The sequence below is a fragment of the uncultured Nostoc sp. genome (assembly GCF_937863485.1).
GTDB lineage: Bacteria > Cyanobacteriota > Cyanobacteriia > Cyanobacteriales > Nostocaceae > Nostoc.
In genome coordinates, this window is the sequence record NZ_CALMFY010000116.1 from 2,807 (window position 1) to 24,129 (window position 21,323).

General features: G+C 40.0%; 19 protein-coding genes and 1 pseudogene. 10 read left to right on the top strand and 10 right to left on the bottom strand.

The features are described 5' to 3' along the window. Nucleotides 1-386: 386 nt before the first annotated feature. The 5 genes from Q0541_RS15555 (at nucleotide 387) to Q0541_RS15575 (ending at nucleotide 6,232) form a co-directional block, all read left to right on the top strand. Nucleotides 387-719, top strand: a complete 333-nt coding sequence (locus Q0541_RS15555; RefSeq protein ID WP_298911595.1) for a hypothetical protein — start codon at nucleotides 387-389, stop codon at nucleotides 717-719. Between the two features lie 208 nt (nucleotides 720-927). Continuing rightward, entirely contained in the window at nucleotides 928-3,075 is a 2,148-nt protein-coding gene (locus Q0541_RS15560; protein ID WP_298911596.1) for a peptidase domain-containing ABC transporter, read from the top strand. 24 nt (nucleotides 3,076-3,099) lie between these two features. Then, complete coding sequence (locus tag Q0541_RS15565) at nucleotides 3,100-4,512, top strand: HlyD family efflux transporter periplasmic adaptor subunit (RefSeq protein WP_298911597.1); 1,413 nt, start codon at nucleotides 3,100-3,102, stop codon at nucleotides 4,510-4,512. 72 nt (nucleotides 4,513-4,584) lie between these two features. Next, nucleotides 4,585-5,232 carry a hypothetical protein gene (locus Q0541_RS15570; protein WP_298911611.1) on the top strand — a complete coding sequence of 216 codons (648 nt, stop codon included), beginning with the start codon at nucleotides 4,585-4,587 and terminating at the stop codon, nucleotides 5,230-5,232. Between the two features lie 322 nt (nucleotides 5,233-5,554). After that, a complete protein-coding gene (locus Q0541_RS15575; RefSeq protein WP_298911598.1) occupies nucleotides 5,555-6,232 on the top strand; it encodes a response regulator transcription factor in 678 nt (225 codons plus the stop codon). Nucleotides 6,233-6,294: 62 nt separating this feature from the next. Here Q0541_RS15575 and Q0541_RS15580 read toward each other — a convergent pair. From Q0541_RS15580 to Q0541_RS15595, 4 genes and pseudogenes are all read right to left on the bottom strand, one after another. Then, nucleotides 6,295-7,210, bottom strand: a pseudogene (locus Q0541_RS15580) (histidine kinase); the annotation flags it as partial. Continuing rightward, nucleotides 7,135-7,335: a hypothetical protein gene (locus tag Q0541_RS15585; RefSeq protein WP_298911613.1), complete on the bottom strand. Its 201-nt coding sequence runs from the start codon at nucleotides 7,333-7,335 to the stop codon at nucleotides 7,135-7,137. The gene Q0541_RS15585 and the pseudogene Q0541_RS15580, both read right to left, overlap by 76 nt. 491 nt (nucleotides 7,336-7,826) lie before the next feature. Next, complete coding sequence (locus Q0541_RS15590) at nucleotides 7,827-8,444, bottom strand: NUDIX hydrolase (RefSeq protein WP_298911599.1); 618 nt, start codon at nucleotides 8,442-8,444, stop codon at nucleotides 7,827-7,829. A gap of 66 nt (nucleotides 8,445-8,510) precedes the next feature. Next, the gene (locus tag Q0541_RS15595) at nucleotides 8,511-9,713 is read right to left on the bottom strand and encodes a phosphoglycerate kinase (protein ID WP_298911600.1); all 1,203 of its coding nucleotides are present in this window, start codon (nucleotides 9,711-9,713) and stop codon (nucleotides 8,511-8,513) included. Nucleotides 9,714-9,802: 89 nt separating this feature from the next. Here Q0541_RS15595 and Q0541_RS15600 point away from each other — a divergent pair, with 89 nt between their 5' ends. Then, nucleotides 9,803-10,210, top strand: a complete 408-nt coding sequence (locus Q0541_RS15600) for a universal stress protein (protein ID WP_298911612.1) — start codon at nucleotides 9,803-9,805, stop codon at nucleotides 10,208-10,210. 97 nt (nucleotides 10,211-10,307) lie between these two features. On the opposite strand, the gene Q0541_RS15605 is transcribed toward Q0541_RS15600, so the two are convergent. After that, nucleotides 10,308-11,324 (bottom strand): zinc ABC transporter substrate-binding protein, encoded by a 1,017-nt coding sequence (locus tag Q0541_RS15605; protein WP_298911601.1) that lies wholly within the window; start codon nucleotides 11,322-11,324, stop codon nucleotides 10,308-10,310. A 54-nt stretch (nucleotides 11,325-11,378) separates the two neighbouring features. Here Q0541_RS15605 and Q0541_RS15610 point away from each other — a divergent pair, with 54 nt between their 5' ends. Beyond that, on the top strand, nucleotides 11,379-12,107 hold the full coding sequence (locus Q0541_RS15610; RefSeq protein ID WP_298911602.1) for a metal ABC transporter ATP-binding protein: 729 nt from the start codon (nucleotides 11,379-11,381) through the stop codon (nucleotides 12,105-12,107). Beyond that, entirely contained in the window at nucleotides 12,107-12,991 is an 885-nt protein-coding gene (locus tag Q0541_RS15615; RefSeq protein ID WP_298911603.1) for a metal ABC transporter permease, read from the top strand. Before Q0541_RS15610 ends, Q0541_RS15615 begins: the two co-directional genes overlap by 1 nt. Before the next feature lie 454 nt (nucleotides 12,992-13,445). On the opposite strand, the gene Q0541_RS15620 is transcribed toward Q0541_RS15615, so the two are convergent. Together Q0541_RS15620 and Q0541_RS15625 are read right to left on the bottom strand one after the other, a co-directional pair. Beyond that, nucleotides 13,446-14,156 (bottom strand): GDYXXLXY domain-containing protein, encoded by a 711-nt coding sequence (locus Q0541_RS15620; RefSeq protein ID WP_298911604.1) that lies wholly within the window; start codon nucleotides 14,154-14,156, stop codon nucleotides 13,446-13,448. Nucleotides 14,157-14,453: 297 nt separating this feature from the next. Beyond that, the gene (locus Q0541_RS15625; RefSeq protein WP_298911605.1) at nucleotides 14,454-15,872 is read right to left on the bottom strand and encodes a DUF2157 domain-containing protein; all 1,419 of its coding nucleotides are present in this window, start codon (nucleotides 15,870-15,872) and stop codon (nucleotides 14,454-14,456) included. Between the two features lie 151 nt (nucleotides 15,873-16,023). On the opposite strand from Q0541_RS15625, the gene Q0541_RS15630 reads away from it, so the two are divergent. Then, complete coding sequence (locus Q0541_RS15630; protein ID WP_298911606.1) at nucleotides 16,024-16,995, top strand: RsmB/NOP family class I SAM-dependent RNA methyltransferase; 972 nt, start codon at nucleotides 16,024-16,026, stop codon at nucleotides 16,993-16,995. 482 nt (nucleotides 16,996-17,477) lie between these two features. After that, nucleotides 17,478-17,927: an NUDIX hydrolase gene (locus Q0541_RS15635; protein ID WP_298911607.1), complete on the top strand. Its 450-nt coding sequence runs from the start codon at nucleotides 17,478-17,480 to the stop codon at nucleotides 17,925-17,927. A 487-nt stretch (nucleotides 17,928-18,414) separates the two neighbouring features. Here the strand turns inward: Q0541_RS15635 and Q0541_RS15640 are convergent, their stop codons facing one another. From Q0541_RS15640 to Q0541_RS15650, 3 genes are all read right to left on the bottom strand, one after another. Continuing rightward, nucleotides 18,415-19,206 carry a GH25 family lysozyme gene (locus Q0541_RS15640; protein WP_298911608.1) on the bottom strand — a complete coding sequence of 264 codons (792 nt, stop codon included), beginning with the start codon at nucleotides 19,204-19,206 and terminating at the stop codon, nucleotides 18,415-18,417. 101 nt (nucleotides 19,207-19,307) lie between these two features. Then, on the bottom strand, nucleotides 19,308-19,949 hold the full coding sequence (locus Q0541_RS15645) for a DUF4232 domain-containing protein (protein ID WP_298911609.1): 642 nt from the start codon (nucleotides 19,947-19,949) through the stop codon (nucleotides 19,308-19,310). Nucleotides 19,950-20,058: 109 nt separating this feature from the next. Next, nucleotides 20,059-20,874 (bottom strand): class I SAM-dependent methyltransferase, encoded by an 816-nt coding sequence (locus Q0541_RS15650; RefSeq protein ID WP_298911610.1) that lies wholly within the window; start codon nucleotides 20,872-20,874, stop codon nucleotides 20,059-20,061. Nucleotides 20,875-21,323 lie beyond the last annotated feature (449 nt).

The following is a 21,323-nucleotide window of genomic DNA, read 5'->3' on the forward strand; positions in this document are numbered from 1 at the left end:
ACGCGTTACGAAGGGGAGTAATCAGCGCTCCCCTATCTTTCCCTAGCTTCTTGGTTTCATAGCAGTTAGCAATCAGCTATATATTAAATCTTTGTGGACATACAATTAATTATGGTTCCATGAATTACTGAAAGTTAACTACATTTTACATTCTAAATTTTGGTGTTAGGTTAATGCTTTTACCGAAGGCAGAAGGCAGAAAGAATAAAATATATCTTTTGCACTCTAAGGTTGTAAATTGATTTTTTTAATTGGGTAAAAATATTTTTTCAAGACGCAAAAGGCAAAAAAAGTGTCTTTATTTTAAACCCCTAAGATTTTTTATGTGGTTTAACTTATGCCTGATTATAAATTATCTAAATTCTCCTTTTACAAACATAATAACTATGTCTAAGGATATCAAACCGGAAGTTTCTGAATTATTTCTTGATTTATCAGCACAACAACAAGAAACTATCTCTGGTGGACGTTACCTTTCTTCAGGATTAGATTTTGAAAGTTTGTTCTTCCAAAAAACAGATATAGAAACTTTTGCCAATAGTGCAATTAATCTATCTGGTAGTAATGGTAGTATTTCTTCTATTCAACAAACTGGATATAGGTTCTCACAAGTTACCTTTGGATTCAGTCTAGGTAGTCAACAACGGGGGCGTAGGTCAGCGAGGAGCAACTCTGGTTTACTTAATATGTTGTTTAGCATGATGTCTCTTCTAGGTTAATCCTCAAAGATTTTATAGGACTCCGATTTGATTTTTGAAAACATACTGAGACTGAAAAACCCGTTTTATCAGAGTTTTCTCTGAAATCTTGTTCAAAAATCAGAGATGAGTCCTATATCAGTTGATCGCACTCCAATTATCAAAAACTATACCAACAGATTGACAACATTATTAGCTTAGAGTTGTCATTAGCTAAGGTAAATTACCTATGAAATACCAATTTGTTAAACAGCATAGTGAAGAAGACTGTGGGGCTGCTTGCCTTGCTGCTATTTCTAAATATTATGGACGGACTTTTACTCTCAGTCGCATCCGTGAAGCTGTAGGTACTGGGCAGTTCGGCACTACTTTATTAGGGTTAAAGAGAGGAGCAGAAACACTTGGTTTCAATGCTCGTCCAGTTAAAACTTCACCAGAATTTTTAAACAGGATTAAAGAAGCACCACTACCTGCAATTATTCACTGGAAAGGTAATCACTGGGTTGTTTTATATGGTAATAAAGGTCAAAAATGTTTAGTTGCTGATCCGGCTGTAGGTATCCGTTATCTTTCTAAAAAAGAGATAGCCGAAGGTTGTACAGATTGGTTGATGCTTCTACTTGAGCCAGATGTAAAGTTTTTTGCTCAAGAAGATGAAAAACTAGGTGGATTTTGGCGTTTCTTCAGGCGCGTCTGGATTTATCGTGCTATTTTAGCTCAAGCCTTACCTCTTAACCTGATGTTGGGATTGCTATCTTTAGCTTCCCCTTTTTTGATGCAAATTTTGACTGACGATGTGCTGGTTAGAGGGGATACAAAGTTACTTACTACTGTAGCGATCGCTGTGATAGTGATGAATTTTATTTCCCGTAGTCTGTCCTTTGTGCAGTCTAATTTAATTGCTCACTTTGCCCAACGTCTGCAATTGGGGTTAGTGCTAGAATTTGGGCGGCAAATTCTCCGATTACCTCTCTCATACTACGAAGCCCGTCGCAGTGGTGAAATTGTTAGTCGTCTGCAAGATATCGACCAAATTAATCAGTTAGTTGCTCAAGTTGTTGTTGGTTTACCTAGCCAATTTTTTATTGCCTTGATTTCTTTTGGATTCATGGTTTTTTATAGCTGGAAACTTACTGTAGTAGCTGTATTCATCGCTATAATGATGAGCTTATCGACAGTAGTCTTTCAACCAACTTTGCAGAAAAAAACTCGTGAGCTTTTAGTTCAAGAAGCAGAAACACAAGGGGTTTTAGTAGAAACTTTTAAAGGCGCACTAACTCTCAAAACCACTACATCTGGGTTGCAATTTTGGGAGGAATTACAAAGTCGATTTGGTCGTCTTGCTAACATTACATATCGCACAATACACATTGGGATCATTAATAATACTTTTTCTGGCTTGGTTTCGGGAGTTGGTGGCGTTATTTTGCTTTGGTTTGGTGGCAATTTGGTAATTAACCCAGCAGAAAACCTGAGTATCGGGCAACTATTTGCCTTTAACTCAATGAATGGTAATTTTCTGGGCTTATTTGCTACTTTAATCAGCTTTGTTGAGGAATTTACTCGCGCAAAAACTGCTACACAACGTCTAACAGAAGTCATAGATGCTACCTCAGAAAATGAGGGCGACGAGATAAAGCCTTACGCCAAGATTCCAGAGGATGCTGACATTATTTGTAAAAATATTAATTTTCATTATGCTGGTCGTCTAGATTTAGTAGATGACTTCTCTTTAATAATTCCTGGTGGGAAAAATGTTGCATTAATCGGTAAATCTGGTTGTGGCAAAAGCACTTTAGCTAAACTTATTGCTGGGTTATATCCACTGCAATCTGGCAATATTCGTATTGGACTCTATAACCTTCAAGACCTGTCCCTTGAATGTCTCCGAAAACAGGTGGTTCTTGTTCCCCAAGAACCTCATTTTTGGAGTAGGTCGATTGTAGAAAACTTTCGCTTAGGTGCTCCCGAAGTTACGTTTGAAGAGATTGTGAGAGCTTGTCAAGTGGCAGAAGCTGATAAATTTATTAGTAAGCTACCTAATACATATCAAACTGTTTTAGGGGAATTTGGAGCAAATATTTCTGGTGGTCAACGGCAAAGATTAGCAATAGCAAGAGCCATTGTCACAGATCCACCAATTCTTATTTTGGATGAATCTACTGGTGGACTTGATCCAGTAAGTGAGGCACAAGTTTTAGATAAATTGTTTAAGCATCGCCAAGGTAAAACCACTATTTTGATTACTCACCGTCCTAAGGTAGTTAATCGTGCTGATTGGATAGTTCTACTAGACCAAGGCAAGTTAAAAACTCAAGGTTATTTAAATGAGTTGCGCTCCCAACCTGGAGAGCATTTGGAATTTTTAAATTCTTAATTATTAACATCTATTCAGATAATTATGCTCTACACAGATAGTAAAAAACTTCTGCCATCAGTACAAAGTGAAGAGTTTCTTCCTCCTGTGAGTCGTTGGACATCTTTAGCAGGAATTTTCCTGGTTGGAAGTCTTAGCGCTGGAATTAGTCTCAGCTCATGGGTGAAGTATAATGTGACAGTGAAAGCAGCAGCAGTAGTGCGTCCTACAGGAGAAATTCGGTTAGTGCAACCGAAAATTGAAGGGACTGTTAAAGATATTTTTGTGAAAGAAAATCAATTAGTCAAACAGGGAGATACGATTGCTCGCTTAGATGATGAACAACTGCAAATCAAACAGAGTCAATTAAAAGATAACATTCAACAAATCAGGTTACAAATAATTCAAATTGATGCCCAAATTAAGATTTTAGATACTCAAATTGTCGCTGAAGCAACAGTAGCAGAGCGAACTGTGACCTCTGCTCAAGCGGATTTAGCACGTAATCAACGGGAATATCAAGAACGACAAATTACCACCAGCAGCGAATTACTAGCAGCACAAGCAAGTTTGCAAAAATCCCAAGCAGAATTGCAAAAAGCCGAAGCTGATTTAAGCTTTGCTGAGGTGGATCGCGATCGCTATGAGCAGTTGGCGCAGGTTGGCGCAATTGGTAAGCGCGAATTTGAGCAGAAAAAGCTAGTTGTTGTCCAGACTAAAGCCATACTTGAAGCTGAAAAAAAAGCTGTTGATATTGCTAAAGCTAAAGTGCAAGTAGCTTTAGGTGCTGTTAATCCTACCACTGCCACAGTTGCGATCGCTCAAGATCACATTGCCCAAGAATTTGCTAGAGGTGAAGTCAGCATCGCTATTTTAAAAAAGGAAAAACAAGCTTTAATTCAGCGGCGAGTGGAAATGCAAAACCAACTCGGACAAGCTCATAAAGAACTTTTACAAGTAATTAGTCAATTACAAGATACTATTCTGCGAGCAAGTAGTAATGGTATTATTCTCAAGCTCAATTTACGCAACCCCGGTCAAGTGCTACGTGCTAGCGAAGCTATTGCTGAAATTGCTCCTAATAATGCTCCTCTAGTTATTAAAGCAGTTATCCCTACTCAGGAAATTAAAAATGTCGCAGTTGGTCAAAAAGTGCAATTGCGAATTGATGCTTGTCCTTATCCTGATTATGGCACTCTCAAAGGTGTGGTCACGGCTGTTTCTCCCGATACAATTACGTCTAAAAGTAACAATGCAGAAAGCCCCATATCAGGTTCTACAACCCCTGGAAATAGCTACTTTGAAGCTACTATTCAACCTGAAATAATGATATTTGGTAATGGCGATCGGCAGTGTCATATCCAATCTGGAATGGAAGCCAAAGCTGACATTATTTCAAAAGAAGAAACAGCACTGCAATTTATGTTGAGAAAGGCTAGGTTAATTACTGATTTATAAGGATCTAAATATGTGATAATGGAATTTTATGTACAAATTACAGTTGTAGCTATTTATGTCCTGACATTGATAATGTATTTGAAAACTTATTATAGAATTCAGCAAGCATTACAATGGTGGTCTTATAGACAATCTCTCAAACTATTTCTAGAAGCAAGTAAAATTCATGAAGGTTTATTACAAGAATCCTTCACAATTCGTCGCAGCTTGGATTTATTGGCACAAGACAACCTAAATCTAACAATCAATAAAATCCAAGAATACCTAAAACAAGCTGATAATTTTCATCACGCTCTAGTGCAATTGAGTGATCGCTTATTTCCGGCATATATTCAAGATAGCCTACCTTTGGTTATTGAGTGCCTATTAGAACAGTGGTTAAGATCAAATTCCCACCTCTGTTTTCATTTCGATATACCACCCTACTGGCGATATGAGCAAGCTGAACGGAGTTTGATAGTTTTCAAATCTTTAGAAGAATTACTAATATTAACTTTGCCGAATATTTCGGTTCCTATATCAATTTTTATCAGTTTAAAACAACAGAAAAATATCGGTCAGCTAATGGTAAAAATTACATATCCTGAGCCATCTACAATTATTTTTTCTTCTTATTTAAGAGAATTAGAGTATCTTTGCAAAAGTTTTCGATTTTTAACTTCAGGTAAATGCTTTTATCGTAAAGATAACCTAAGCATTACTTGTCACTTTTATTGGTAAGAATTATTCCGATAAAGTGCATGGAAAAATTTATAAAGGTATCAAGTCTCTAGGTCAGTACTTACTCCTCCTTGACAGGTTAAACTCATAAAGAATTTGTCAAGAAGTAATAGTTATGATTTATTTTTAAAAAGGTACACAAAAAGAGTATAATAACTAATATAATTGTAATTTACAAATTATTTAAAAATTACAAAATAAATGTTGAAAATATTTTAGATTTTCAGTAAGATATTTTGGTTGGAGCGTAATCGATATACTCAGCCAATTATTGCAGTTTGTAGATTAGTTAAATTACGACTTAATCAGGGTGTTGTTAATTATGAAACAAGATTTAAAAGATAAAGAGTTGCTAAAAATTTTAGTAATTGATGACCACGAATCAGTTTTAGCTGGAACTGTTAATGTATTGCAAAAGCATTACCCTGACGCTGAATTCATCATTGCGGTAAATGCTAAGAACGCTCTTTATGAAATTACTACCTCACAACCAGATATGGTTGTGATGGATCTTTCTATTCCAGATAACTCTGGAATGACAGCCCGACCTGATATAGGGGTTCAACTTCTAAGAACTCTGACGAAAAACTATCCCAACTTAAATATTGTTGTCCAAAGTGCTAATGTAAGAACCCTGGTAAGAATTAGACTTGATATTGATAGTCATAAAGGAGGCTTTACAGTCGCGGATAAAAGCCTATCGACTCAGGAAATGTTGACCAGGATTGATTGGGCGTTACAGGGTTTAACTCATACAAAAGATATTAAAGGAATACATTCTGTATTAGAGGTTAAACCAGAGTGGCTCAGGGTGCTGACTTTAGCATTTGAGGAAGGATTGCAAGATAAAACAATTGCTGAACGTATGTGTATATCTGAACGGATGGTGCGTCATTACTGGAGTAAACTACAAGACGCTTTAAATGTTTATCCTGAAGAGGGAAAAAATATCAGAATTCAAACTGAAATGCGAGCTAGAGAAGAAGGATTAATTGATTAATTATTAAGAATAATTAATCAATTTTTTTATAATTTATGTTTATATGAGCAATAGTCAAAAGTCTAAAAACAGCTTGATTTTTTAACTATTGGCCAAGATAACTCACAAAGAGTACCTCTAAGAGAAAGGGGTACTCGCCGAAATTTTCCTTTTAATTTTCGAGCTAAATTTCTAAACTGTTGTGTTCCCCAACCTTCTCTAGATGAATTCACCCCTAAGCCGTCATCGATAATGCTTAGAGTGTACCAGCCTTCAGATGAAGAGCAGGTAACTTCGAGACGGGTGACTCCTGTAGCATGTTTGCCTACATTGCATAAAGCTTCTTCCAAAAATAGGCAGAGACCCTGCTTTTGTTCAATATTCAAGGCTCGTTCATTTAGAGGTTCAAAAGCTCTGATTTTAACTTTGATAGTTTTAAAACAGGGAAACTCTCGCTCCAAGGTAGAGTTATAAACTTGATAGAGAATTTCATGCAGAGGGTCTCGCAAATTTAGCACGAGATTTTTGCCTAAATAAAGATTAGTTTCTTCATCGATAGGTTCTCGTTGCAAAAATTCATAAATCCCCCGTAACTCGTGGTTCAATTTTTCAAGCTCTTTTTCTAGTTCTGGTAACAAGTCATTCATTGGTAAATCCTTGTCTCGAACTATTTTCAAAACTTTAGCTAGGCTTTGCAGGGGGCCATTATGAATTTTTGCAAATATGCGTTCAATAAGAGCTTCTCTAGCTCTAATTCCAGAACGCAAAGCTTGATCGTATTGATATAAAGCTGTGATTTTCATACCATTTAAAGTTAAAACAACGAGTGTCGGGATCAGCGGAACCCACCAACCCCAAAATCAGGAGTAAATGACAAAAGACCAGCAGGCTACAGCTAACTACACCAACAACTAATAGACTAATCAGAGGTGATTTACTGAGCCTAGCAATGGCAATTCCAACCAAACCCCAAGCCAAAATCCATATATATTCCCATCCATAGATTGCATTAAACCAGTGAGATGAGCAATCATCACCAGCCCAATCACTGCAATACCTGGTAATGTACCTACACGCCAAACAGTAATTTCCTTTTTAATTGTTCTCCAAAGTTCAGGCTTCATAAACGTCCGCTCTCATCTAGAGAATGCAGCGGTAGCAGCTAGAATAGCGTTTAGTAATTTAGATTTAAAACTAATCATTATCATTTGAGAGTCCTAAGAATAACCTTGAAGACACAAATTGAATGCTTTACTTGTACTATCAGTAATTTATTTAAAATACTGTCAGTGAAAGCGACACTTGCGTGATATATTTATTATTTCTATCAAATCACAAAGTTCCTAAGTGTGTCAGATTTACTTAGTGGTTTTCATCACATCTTCAATTGCTGACTAGTCTTCATAAAATTTTAATTGCTTGTATAGCTGGTCTTCGTATACTTGTCATTCCATAGGGTTGAAATTGTCAACAATAGCTTTGAATTTAATCAGGTTAAGTTCAGTACACTGAATAAAGTTAGTGCTTTTTATTATTGAAGATTACTCAACTATTTTTTTGAAAAATATATAGGAATCCTATTTGATTTTTGCTAACAGATCGGCAAAAGCGGCTACTAATCAAAGTCTGTTGGTAAATCTGGTTGGCGGTAATGTTGAAAAAGTCGCGTGATTTGCGCTGGTGTCACACGTCCGAGAGAAAGTTCTGGTAACGCATCTTCACGGAAAAAACCTACTTCTTCAGTTTCAATACTTGATGATGGAGAACCACCAATAAGTTCACACTTAAAAAATAGCTTATAGACATAAAACGGGAATGGTGGATGTCCCTGTTTGTCTCTGTCATAGACTGCTAGTAGCTTGATAGCGCGTGCTTGATATCCAGATTCTTCATACACTTCTTTCACAACTACCTGACTGGGAGACTCACCAACATCAGCCCATCCACCAGGTAAAGTCCAACAGCCGTCGGCTCTTTCCTTGACTAACAATATAGTATCATCACGAAAAATTGCTGCCCGCACGTCAACTTTGGGAGTTGCATATCCGACTTCACGGCTAAATAAATCAAGCACATAGCTGTGTTCTACATTTGAGTAAGTCGCCATCATTTCTGTGGCGATCGCTCGTAATTGTTTGTAGCGTTCGATATCAAAAGGGCCTTCAGAATAGGTTAGACCATTTTGAGCGATCGCTTGTAACTTTTGTGCCCATTCCAACCATTTAGTTTCCACAGTTTTTTACCTATTTAATGTAGAGACGTTAGATGTAACGTCTCTACATAATTCTAAAGATGGCTATTAAGCATCATCTAAAGCTGCAATTCCAGGCAATACCTTGCCTTCAAGTAACTCCAAGCTAGCGCCGCCGCCGGTGGAGATGTGGCTCATTTGGTCGGCTAAACCAACCTTTTCCACAGCCGCTACTGAGTCACCGCCGCCAATGATAGTGGTTGTGCCAGTTTTGCTAATTTCGGCGAGGGTATGAGCGATCGCTTCCGTACCTACCGCAAACTTATCAAACTCAAACACACCCATCGGCCCGTTCCAAATTACCGTTTTGGTATCTGCAAGGGCTTCTTGGAAAACTTTCACCGAGTCTGGGCCAATATCCAAACCCATACCATCATCGGGGATATTCTCAATGCTGACAGTTGTCGCATTCGCATCGGCAGCAAATTTATCTGCTGATACTATATCTGTGGGTAACAAGAAGGTAACGCCCCGTTCCTTAGCCTTCGCTTCCAAAGATTTCGCTAGTTCTAGCTTGTCTTCTTCCACCAACGACTTACCGACATTCAAACCACGGGCTTTGTAGAATGTGAAAATCATTCCGCCGCCGATAATCAGCTTGTCACACTTCTCCAGCAATGTTTCAATCACGCCAATTTTACTGGAAACTTTGGAACCGCCAATAATTGCCGCCAAAGGACGTTGGGGATTTTCAATCGCGTTTTGCAGATATTCCAATTCTTTCTCAACCAAATATCCAGCCACAGAAGGGCTAAGGAATTTAGTCACACCTTCAGTAGAAGCATGGGCGCGGTGTGCAGTACCAAAAGCGTCATTTACATAAAAATCAGCATTAGCTGCCAATTTTTTCGCAAATTCTGGGTCGTTTTTCTCCTCTTCTGGGTAAAAACGCATATTTTCTAATAACAGCACTTGGCCATTTTGTAAAGCGCCAACTTTAGCTGCAACTTCATCGCCAATAGAATCATCAGTTTTAATGACTTCTTGCCCTAGCAATTCCGAGAGACGCTTGGCAACGGGAGTTAGGCGTAATTTGTCATCCACACCCTTGGGACGGCCAAAATGGCTGGCGAGAATGACCTTAGCACCCTTCTGCGTCAAATCTTGGATGGTTGGTAGAGCGGCGCGAATGCGAGTATCGTCGGTAATGTTGCCTTGATCGTCCACAGGCACATTAAAGTCAACCCGCACTAAGGCACGTTTCCCAGATATATCAGCCGAAGATAAACTTGCTAAACTTTTTTTGGACACACCAAACTCTCCTGATTGCCTTTTTGTTATTGTTTTGAAAGTAGAACCATCAAGATTTTACCGGAGTCAGGGGTACCCAAGTGACAGAGATATTTAAGACAGTACTATTTCCTATTGATCAAAGCCGGGAAACCCGGGAAGCTGCTGATATGGTGACCAACATAGTTAAAAAGTTCGGCAGTCGCTTGGTGCTGCTGTCTGTGGTAGAAGAACCACCTCCAGACGCACCTAGTACAGAACCGATGATGTCACCAGAGGTAGTTGCCAAACTGCTGGAGAATGCCCAATCTTTATTTTCTGGGCAAGGAATTAAATCCGAAATTCTAGAAAGGCAAGGCAAACCAGCTTTTACTATCTGCGATGTCGCTGATGAAATGGGGGCGGATTTAATCATCATGGGCTGTCGAGGGCTAGGTTTGACTGAAGAGGGAGCTGATGATAGTGTCACGACTCGCGTGATTAACCTTTCCCCTTGCCCAGTGCTGATTGTGCCTTAGGTTTTATCGGCGCGATCGCTTCTACTATAGATACACACTCTCGTATCCATCAAGAGGGCGATCGCTACGGCAAACTATTCGGCGTCCCTAACTCTGTTTATTTAGGCTTAAACTCCGTATACTTGCCCCCTAAACCTTCTACAATCGTGCGTGTATTGGCAATTAACATTCCTTGGTAAGTTTCCCCCTCTGTCCCCTTTTCTCCCAAACCATCAGCAAACAATTCTCGGTCTGAAACCTTAACTTTTGCCTCTTTTGCTACCGCTTGAATTAGTTTCGGGTTAATCGTCGTTTCTGCAAAAATTGTTGGCACACCCTCTTTTTCAATATCTTTTGATAATGCACCAACTCGCTTCGGTGTCGGCGCTTCGTCTGTGCTAATGCCCCCTAGCGCTTCTTCAAGAGGAATTCCATAAGCTTTGGAATAGTAACCAAAAGCATCATGAGTGGTGACTAATTTGCGTTGCTTAGGTGGAATTGTGGCAATCTCTGATTTAATCCAGGTGTCTATCTGGCTGATTTCGTTTGTTAATTTTTGGGTGTTGCTGGTATAAGTTGCAGCATTATTTGGAGCTATCTTTGCCAACTCTTGGGAAATAGTTTCAGCTATAGCTATCCCATTCTGGGCATTGTGCCATACATGGGGGTCAGTAACAGTTTTACCATCCTCCTCAAACTGCTGAGGTTTGGGGACTGCAACTTCATCTACAGCTACCTTGGCAGCAGAATTTGAACTAGCTTTAATTAACTTGATTAAACCAGGTTCAAAATTGTAACCGCCGTAAAGAATTAATTTAGCCTGCTCAATTGCTTTGCTATCCTCTGGCTTTGGTTGGTATACGTGCGGGTCTGAACCAGGATCGATTAAGCATTTGAGGTCAATTGTATCACCTGCGATTTCTTTAGTTAAGCCACAAGCAACGGTATTGGTGGCCACTACTAATGGGCCTTTCCCACTGGCTGGAACAGGTGAAGTACCTGTTTGGGGAGCCACCACATTATTAGCAGGTGTGGGAGTCGGTTGGCTGGTTTCTGATCTCGGACTACATCCAAGTACTCCGCATGTTAAGGCAAGAGCAGCTAGGGATTTTAATCGCAATTTGTAAGATATCATAAATTTGATTGCTTTAGTTATAGTGATTATCATTATCATATAAATGGTAAATTTATGTTAGAGGTTAAACATTTAGCTGTAAATTACCGAGGAGTGATGGCGGTTGAGAATGTGAGTTTCCGCTCCTTACCGGGACAAATTGTGGGTGTAATTGGCCCAAATGGTGCTGGTAAAAGCACAATGGTGAAGGCAATTTTGGGCTTAGTACCAACTACGAGTGGAGTTGTGAAGTTTCGCGATCGCGCTTTGAAACAACAATTAAGTTCTGTTGCGTATGTACCACAGCGATCGCAAATAGACTGGGATTACCCGATCACAGTTTGGCATGTGGTGCTGATGGCGCGAACTGTGCATACTGGCTGGTTTCGCGCACCTTCACGATCCTCTCAAGAAATAGTTAAAGATGCTTTGGCAAGGGTGGGGATGTTAGAGTTGCGATCGCGTCAAATTGGAGAATTATCAGGCGGACAGCAGCAGCGAGTATTCTTAGCAAGAGCTTTAGCACAACAAGCCGAATTATTATTTTTCGATGAGCCATTTGTCGGAGTTGATAAAAAGACAGAAGCCATAATATTTGATGTGTTTGAAGAACTAAAATCTCAAGGGAAGATTTTATTAGTGGTCACTCATGATTTGGGAACAATTTTGAAAAAATGTGACCAGTTACTGTTATTAAATAAACAAATAATTGCCACCGGTTCGCTGAACGAAGTGATGACAGCAGATAATATTCAACGTGCCTATGGAGATAGTGTATTTATTTTGAATAGGGAAGTAGTTTAATGTTAAATTGGCTAATTGAACCCCTAAGTTTTGAATTTATGCGTGGAGCACTTGTTACAGCAATTCTGTTGGGTGTTCTTTGCGCTGTTGTCGGTACTTACCTGATCGTTCAACGCATGGGATTACTAGGAGATGTGATTGCTCATGCAGTTTTACCAGGACTAGCTATAGCCTTTTTCTTGGGTATTGATATTTTCTTAGGTGCATTTATTTCTGGAACTCTCAGCACCTTTGTAATTGGTTGGATTCAATCCCAATCTCGGATCAAAGTTGATGCAGCGATGGCGTTAGTTTTTTCGGGATTTTTAGCCTTGGGTATCATGCTAATTACCCTATTGAAAAGTAAGTTAGACCTGCATGAATTTTTGTTTGGTGATATCTTGGGTGTAACTACAGATGATGTGAAACGCACTGTAATTATTACGGTTGTTGTCTTGTTTTTAGTAAAGCTTTTTTACAAAGAATTGCTATTTTATACATTTGACCCACTTGGCGCTCAAGCAAGTGGTTTACCAATTAATTTGATTCATTTTGGTTTAACTGGTGCTATCACACTGACGATTATTGCTAGTATGCAAACTGTAGGTGTAGTATTAGTTGTTTCCCTGCTGATTGGCCCAGGAATTACAGCTTATTTATTAGTGAAAGAGTTACACCAAATGATGCAATTAGGCGCAATTCTTGGTGTAATTAGCAGTGTAACTGGAATGTATATTAGTTACTATTTGAACGTCCCATCAGGCGCAGCTATAGTTTTAGTTGTTTCCGTCCTATTTTTATTAGCATTATTTTTTAGTCCTACCCAAGGAATTTTGACCAGACCAGAAATGATTGATCGAAGAGCTAGACTTCTTAGCCAGTTAAAATTTAAAAATCCGAAGTGATAGTGCATTTCTGTCGCCTGGGAACATCCCAATGAAAGCAGATTTAGCAAAATCGTTACTTGTCAATTGCGAATGAAGCCAAGCCAAATGTTGCAATTCGCTTCATCTGTACTTTATGATTGCTTTGCAACTCTACAAGACCAAGGCAAACACTGCGTTCCCTAATCTGTGAAGCTAGAATCCCCTCGCCTTTAGGCGAGGGGAGTGTCAATTTTACCCCCTTTTTAAGGGGGTCGCCGCAGGCGGGGGGATCTTAACCGAACCGTATTGCTGCCACATGGACATTTCAGCAAAACACCCTGACTCAACAAACAACCTATTAATAAGTATTTCAGCCATACTATTAGCTGTTTGAAAGCGATCGCTCTAGTACCAATGCTGAATACTCTTTCTTCACCAGGGCACAAACCCTTGTTTTCCGTTAACTTCCAAAAGTTTGTGATCTACTAACAGCTTAAAAGCTATAGTTGCGATCGCGCACCCACATACTAACTGGCACTGCCTTCCCCTGTGGATCTACTTTCGCCTTCACCACAATCGGTGGTAGCTGTCCTCTGCGGGCGCGTTGGGTTTGTAAGTCGTTGGTAATCTGCCGCCGTTGGTTTTCTTTTATGTAATACGTTTCTAAGCCGTAGTTAACAGAACCATCCTGATAAACACCTTTTAAGGCTACCTGATTGGCTCTAAGAGTTGTGGGAAAATCGCTACTTACTCGTAACGGTCTCCAAGCTCTAGGAACACCGCGACCAGAGGATAGTTGCTCTTGCAAAATCACGAAGATGTTGGTTCCTTCAGGCAATCTTCTGCCACTTCCACGGCCTCTGCTGACTAATGTTTGCCAACCAGGTAGTCGGCTCAAATTTGCGGTACGGGATATGTTGTAATCTAATGCTAAGGTGTTACCTTCTAGCACATTGTTAGGGTCTACAGGTACGGTTTGCAAAATCACCGTCTTACCTGTCACGTCTGTATATACCGCTTGGGCTGGTACTGCCATAATTAGCCCTGTTTGCAGCGCCAGGGGAGCTAGTAACCGCCAAAAAGGTAAGGGCTTATTCGATTTTTGTTCACTGGCAATCAAGTAATCCCGAAAAGTCACCTTATTGGAGAATTCGGCTTCGGGAGACAAGGTTTTATTTTTAGATTCAGAAGAACTATTAGTCATGAGCGTAGTCCTAAAAAGCAGAGGGATTGAGGGGGTCAAAAGTAACGAGATTAGGACTAACGCAGAGAAACTTTAAAAATTTTGACGCACAGAGATTTCAGAATTTTAGATTTTAGATTTTTTTATTCAATCCCTTCGGGTTCAGCAGTCGCTCATGGGGGAAACCCCCAAGACCCTTACGGGTTCGCCAGTCGCTTCAAGTCGGGAAACCCGCCCAACGCGCTGGCTCACCGCGCTGCTTCACCAAAATCCAAAATTAAAAATCTAAAATTTTCACGGCTTGTTTCATCTTTTGCACTACTTCTTACTTGTAGAGCTACCACCAGGCAGACGGCGTTCAAACCAAAGTCCAGCGCTAATTAAAGCAGAACCGCACAAGACATAGACCAGCGACTTAAAAAGTAAGTCTGTATCGTACTCTTGCACACGACTGATAATTTGGACTGTTAATAATAGCATACCGCCCCAAAAGGAATTTCTGTTGCTTAATTTCAATCCTTCTTGAATTAGTCCCCAGGCTAATGTTGCTAGAAGTACATTGAAAATAAAAACACCAAGTTCATCAATCCGGCTGATAGTTTGATGCCAAAAAGGTATTATGGCAATAAAGGCAAGAAAAGTACTAATGATAGCAGTTGTGAAAATCACTTCGCGGCGCGGAGGGTTATTTCTTTGACGCAGTAGAAACAACCATTGCAATACCGCCAACCCGCTGAGAATCCCCAGATCGATAATCGGCAGAGACTGGAACAAGTTTGTCACATTCGTTGGCTGATTATAACCATAATTTGGAGATTCCCAGACCCAACGAAAAGAGAGAACGTAAAAGACAATGCCAAAGCTTACCAACGCTAAATTACGGGCCAGGGATTGAAACAACCTGTAATTTATGGTTGGAAACAGCAAATCATCATAACTCCAGAATAATGCAGGTGGGAGTGCAAAAGCAAAAGATGCCACCCAAGGGGCTATATCAACATAATTCAGCAGTGGCAGCGGATTGAGGTTGGCTTGTAAGGAACTAGCAAAGACAAAGGCTGCTAGACCAAAAATCCAGCGCGATCGACAGAAGTAGGCTAACGGAACAAACACCAGCCATGCCAACAAAGGCATATGCTGCACCACTAGCCGCGACCAAGTAAACTCACCTGAAGCGTACCACAAGTCTTCTAGTCCAGTCCAGTACCCGATTTCCACCAGGACAATTGACAGAATTCCTAAAGAATTTAAGGACAAACTGAAAGCCATCACCACAACACCCAACCCCCAGGCGAGAAACAATTGGGAAGTTGAACCGGCAATATTGAACATCTGGGCCATCAGCAGTAAATTTGCACCGAAAATGAAGGCGCTTAAAATTAGCAACCCCTCTCCCAGTAGGCGTTTACTTCGTTGTGGCTTCTTTCCTTCAGGTGGTCTCCAGGTGTAAAAACCAGTGATAGCGATCGCAAAAAACAAACTCATCATCAGAATAAATTTGATTTCTCGTGACCCTCCCTGCCAGTTTCCGGCTACAAAGGTAATTATGCCTAAGCATAAAAGGATGCCGCCTACAGCAATCGCGATCGCTTTATTGCGATCGCGTGCAGCAGCTTCCAGGTTTTTAAATTGATAACGTTCTGCTAATTGCTCATACAGCGAAGAACTAATTAATCCTTCATCCCTCCATAGTTGTGCTTCTTTGCGTAATTTTTGCGGAAAATTCTCTAATATCATGACCTTCTCCGGTGCAGTGGGGTAGCTTGGCCATTGCAATCCCAATGGCGGTCATTATATTTTGAGTATGAAGCCAAAAGCCTTAATTACATTGTTCTTGTGTAACAGTTTGATTTGTATTTGGATACAACCTAGTTATTTATATATCTACATGGAAAAACCTTCTAATTTATTACTTAAAGTCTCGCGGCGTTTGTTCACTAATCTAGATGAACAAGAAAAATTTATCGGGGCTTTAATGAATCCTCAGCCTTTTTCACCCAGTATTCTTTGGTGTCAAGAAAAGCCAGATATTTCACCTTTGGCAGTGGAAACACCAACCTCTTGGCAACCAAAATTTATAGACCGCTTATACCTGGGAGAAAAACCTGGTCAGCATCCCTTACATCAAAAAGGATATTTCTATTGCTTAGATTTTTCTTCGGTGTTTGCAGCTACTACTTTGTTAGCTATTCCTCAATCAATACGTTTAGTTTTTGATATGTGTGCCGCACCAGGAGGTAAAAGTATCTTCGCTTGGAAAGCTTTACAACCTGACTTACTGATCAGTAATGAAGTCATTGGCAAACGTCTGGGAATGCTAATTTCTAATTTTAAGCGTTGTCAGATCAGCCCTAGTGCAGTGGTTAATAGAGATTCGAGTATATTTGGCCAAATGTTTCTCTGCTCTAGCAATCTAGTAATAGTAGATGCTCCTTGTACTGGACAATCTTTACTCGCTAAAGGTGAAAAAGCACCCGGATGTTTTCACCCAACTGCTATTAATAAGAGTGCAAATCGGCAAAAGCGCATTATAGCTAACTCTGCTAAAATTGTTTCACCACAAGGCTATCTGGCTTATATGACTTGTACATATTCACCTGAAGAAAATGAGCAAATTTGTGAATGGTTTTTAGAACGCTTTCCCCAGTTTAAGGCGATGGAAATTAGTAATTTAGCTAAATATCAGTCGCATTTAACTACAATGCCTTGTTATCGAATGTTTCCTCAAGATAGGTTAGGGGCTGGTGCGTTTACAGTCCTGTTTAAAAATACTAATGACAATGAAGATGAGCCTAAAGAATTAGATTTAAATACAATATCTTCGCTGTATATCTACGAAAATTTGAAAAAGTCAAGTTAGTTACATTGGTGACATATATTCTAGCTTAATGCCAGAATATATAATGTTTTGAATAATGCTGCATTTGTCAATCAGCCATCAGGAATATACCTTTTAAGCCAGTTGACTTTATATTAAGGTAACAGATATAGGAATTCTCGTATAAATGCAACATGCGCTACGGATAAAACATTTTTATCTACATCAAATTACAGCCAAAAGCTTTAAAAATCTCGTGCCTCGTTCCCAGGTAGAGACTGGGAATGCAATTGGGAGGCTACCGCCTCTCGTCCAAGCGGCAGAGCCGCAATTGAAGAGCATTGCCAGCTAGAATCTGGAAACGATATTAAGAGATTAATAAAAACTTCCAATAATTAACTCTTATGGATAAAAACTTAACCTTTTCATAACCTAAGATTAACCAAAATTTATCCAGTATCAGCTCTCGACTTTTTGAAATAAACATTGTACAAAAAAGCTAGACCGTACAAGATGCAAATTACATGAGTCGAAAAGTCAGCAAAGTGTTTAAACAGTCTGGGGTGATTCCTTATAGAGTGAACAATGGCAAAGTCGAAATATTGCTCATCACGACCCGTAACTTTCAACACTGGGTAATTCCGAAAGGAGATATTCCTAATGGCATGAGTCCGCCCGCTTCAGCAGCCAAAGAGGCATGGGAAGAAGCAGGGATAATTGGGCAGGTAGACGCCAATGAACTGGGAACTTACAAGTACCGCAAACGAGGTAAAATTTACCAGGTTAAGATGTATTTGTTACCAGTGGAGATGCTGAGTGAAGATTATCCAGAAGCAAGTAAAAGAAAACGGCAGTGGGTAGAAGTGAATAAAGCTATCAGGTGGGTTAAGTTTAATTCACTCAAACGCATCCTGAAAGGTTTTTTTCAGGTGAAATCTCACTTTTGTGCATTTCGGGATGCTAGTCAGATATAGAAATACACACTATAGCGCTTCTCGACCTAGTGAGGTACAGTTTTGACCTCACTTCCATTCCTCTCTCTTTTTAGGAAACAGGCTTTGAATTTTTCCCCCTTCCTGCTTCGGGAAGGGGGCTAGGGGATTAGGTCTGTCTGCATACTTGTACCTCACCGAATTGAAAATAGCTACAAGTAGGTAGGCATAATTAAACATACAATAAAATCCTAGCTCGTAGTGAGCGATGAATCGCTCATAGCAAGGTTTATCGGGACTAAAGTCCTTACCCTTGCCGCGCTAACTCACTACAAACTTTAATTTATTTACGCCTAGCTACTTATTGAAAAGCGCTCTAAGCACCGTGAGGGATCTTCAATAAGTAGCTATATTTAAAATAACTGCACTCGCTAATTAAAACAAGTAAACCTCAGATGTAAAACATCACCTATGTTTACATTTCTTTAATGATGAGTATGGGTTTATATTATTGAGTGTACAATTCATTCTAAATCCACAATAAAGCTACCCAACTTTTTACACCAACAATTCCATCAGCTTGCAATCCCTTAGATGTTTGGAAACTAACAATTGCATTTTTAACTGACTCCGTAAAATGCCCATCAATGGCATCAGTATATAATCCAATATTTTTTAATTGCTGTTGTAATTGTTTTACTCTTAGCCCAGAATCTCCTAGCTGCAATCCATTGAATCTATTCAAATCGGCTCGACCACTAACACCAGCTACACCAGATATATCGCCTTCATATTGATGGATTAAGTATTGCCCCTGCCAAGCACTAGGAATACTTGGGTTCTTGGTTCCGTAATGGGCAATCCATAACGGATAACTAGCAAAATCAGATGGATTGCCAATTTCTGTCCAGAAACTGGGGAAGGTATAAATGATTGGTTTGATTGGTTTTTTTGTTTGTTGTAGAAGGGCTTTTTCCACCTCTGCTAACCACTGCTTCGCTCCATTAATTACAGCTTGGTTACTTCCTCTGTCAGTTACCTCTACATCCAGAACTGGTGGTAGGTCTCCTGGTTCTAATTTCCCCAACGTTTTTAAGAATTCCTTTGCTTGCTCAACCGGGTCAGATGTATGTGGGTGAAAGAAATGATAAGCACCCCGAATAATACCAACAGCTTTCATGGTCTGCCAGTGATGAGCAAAAGCAGAATCTTTGATGCTAACTCCTTCTGTAGCTTTGACAAACGCAAAAGTTTTACCAGAGTTTTTTACTGCCGTCCAATCTACTCTGCCGTCTTGATCAGCAACATCAATTCCTTCCATAGAATTTTTTAACCTTTTTAAACAGTACAATACTGAACTTATCAGAGGCTGTGATCAAATTTATGCTATTTCTGGATGTTTGAGTAAATTACAGAAATTTACTAGGGTTGAGTGTTAACAGATCGCACAGGAGTCACTCTGACTTTGCCTGTACAAGGCTTGATTTGTTCTGTGAGGGTAAAGTGCTGGTAAGCATTAGGAGGCGTGATTTCAATTTTACTAGACATTGGGCAGTGTTCCTCTGGAGAACTAATGTGGTTGTATGCTATCTGAAATGAGGCTTGTGTTCCAGGAGCTAGAGTTACTTGTTGTCGAAGTTGCTTACTCGAAAAGTAAGTGTCCTGGGAGCGGATAACTTTAACCTCCTCCAAAGGCTGACCTTTTGCATCCAGTAGTGCCAATCCCGGATAACCGTAGAGGTTGCAAGGGGATGAGGCGTTATTGCTGAAGGCGTAGGTGAGTGCAACATTCCCAACGCCAGCATCTTCGGAGACTCGGCGCACTGACAATTGACTAGTTTCACAGCGCGTCGGATTTGTGGCAATAGTGGCTTCAGGGGTAGAATTATCTGTAGTTTTTCCAATCGGTGTAGGTGTTGAGGTCAACACAGTTGCTTTTGTCGGCTGTTCAGTGCTTACTGGTAAGGCTTGTGGCTGTTTTGTAACAGAGGAAGAATTGACACAGCCAGTTGTCACCGCAGTCAGGAGCAATAACACACTGCCTTTCACAATTAGAATTCGCATAGCTCTTTTTTTGTAGTGAACTACTTACACTGATGCTTCACATCCAGTATAAGTTTCCAAATTCACAAGAGTTAGCATTGCTGCGTCATTACGTAACGAATTCAACAGCTTATCCATCTTTTCGGGCAACGTGAACAGCAGAAAGAAACGAGAGTTGTACACTGTCTCCAAAGTTCCTCAGCTTTTCCCGCAATCCTGCAAATAGCAACTCCTTCGCCTTTGGCTCCAGTGTCCCAAAGGTACTTAATAGCTTAAGGAAGTCATCGATGGTGTACGTCACCTCACACGCGATTTGCTCTGTCACCAACTCCTTAAAATAACCAGAGTCTATAATGTCTTGTTCAAACCCTCTCAAAATTTCCGCTTGAGTTTCTGCACCTTCATACCGGACAAGTGAGGGAGTATAGGTTTGATACACTTCCTCGATCGCTTGGTAAACTTCATATTTCAGTTCAGGTCTCAGATTCCATAGCAGGATGAGAAACCCGTTGTCGCGTAATGCCGTCGCTGCCTTGGCATACCGAATCTCTGACGGTATCCAGTGAAAGGCATTAGCAGATAGAACGGCATTGAATTGTTTTGCTTCCGGTTCCCACTCCTCAAATGAGGTGTTATGGATTGCAACGTTTGGATAGGTTGCACAGTTGCGTTGTGCCAAACGACAAAAATCTTGGTTTGGCTCAATACACGTCATTGAAAAACCAAATTGAGCAAAAGCTACCGTCGCATTTCCTGGACCACAACCGACCTCAAGAATCGATGCATCTGAGTCAAGTTGGGCTAGAACGACAGACCGCTCGATCAGTTCCTTTGGATATTTTGGTCTGGCGTTGTAATAAACATCAGCAACGGGAGAATACCAATTCCTTCGCTGTTCTAAATCTATAGAACCTCTGGCATTTATTTCTTGTTTAGAGTCTTGCATAAGCTAGTTTTATCAGCTTTTTAGTCCAACTTCATTTTATTTAGTCTCGTGGCTCAAAAACCAATTCAATATCGATTGCTGTCTCGATACTGTTTGCAAGACCCTCAAAAGATTGGAATTCTCTTGAAAGAAAGCTTGTAAGCTACTAAATAAGGCAAACCCGAAACGTTCTGCGATCGCAATTGGTTTGATATCATGAATGGTATGAAGGTCACAAACTTGTAAACTACCTTCTAAATAAGGCTTGAGCGGTGGGTAAAGTTCTCACATTTTCGATATTTTATCAGTAATATTATCCAGGACTTACGCAAAATCATAATAAAACGAACCGCAAAGGACGCATTCGCGCAGCGTCTCGTAGAGAAGGACGCAAAGGAATAAGAGTTTCAAAGAGTTGGGAGCATCCCAGTTTTTTGCAAAGAGGACGAAAATCAGTCAGGATAAGTAAG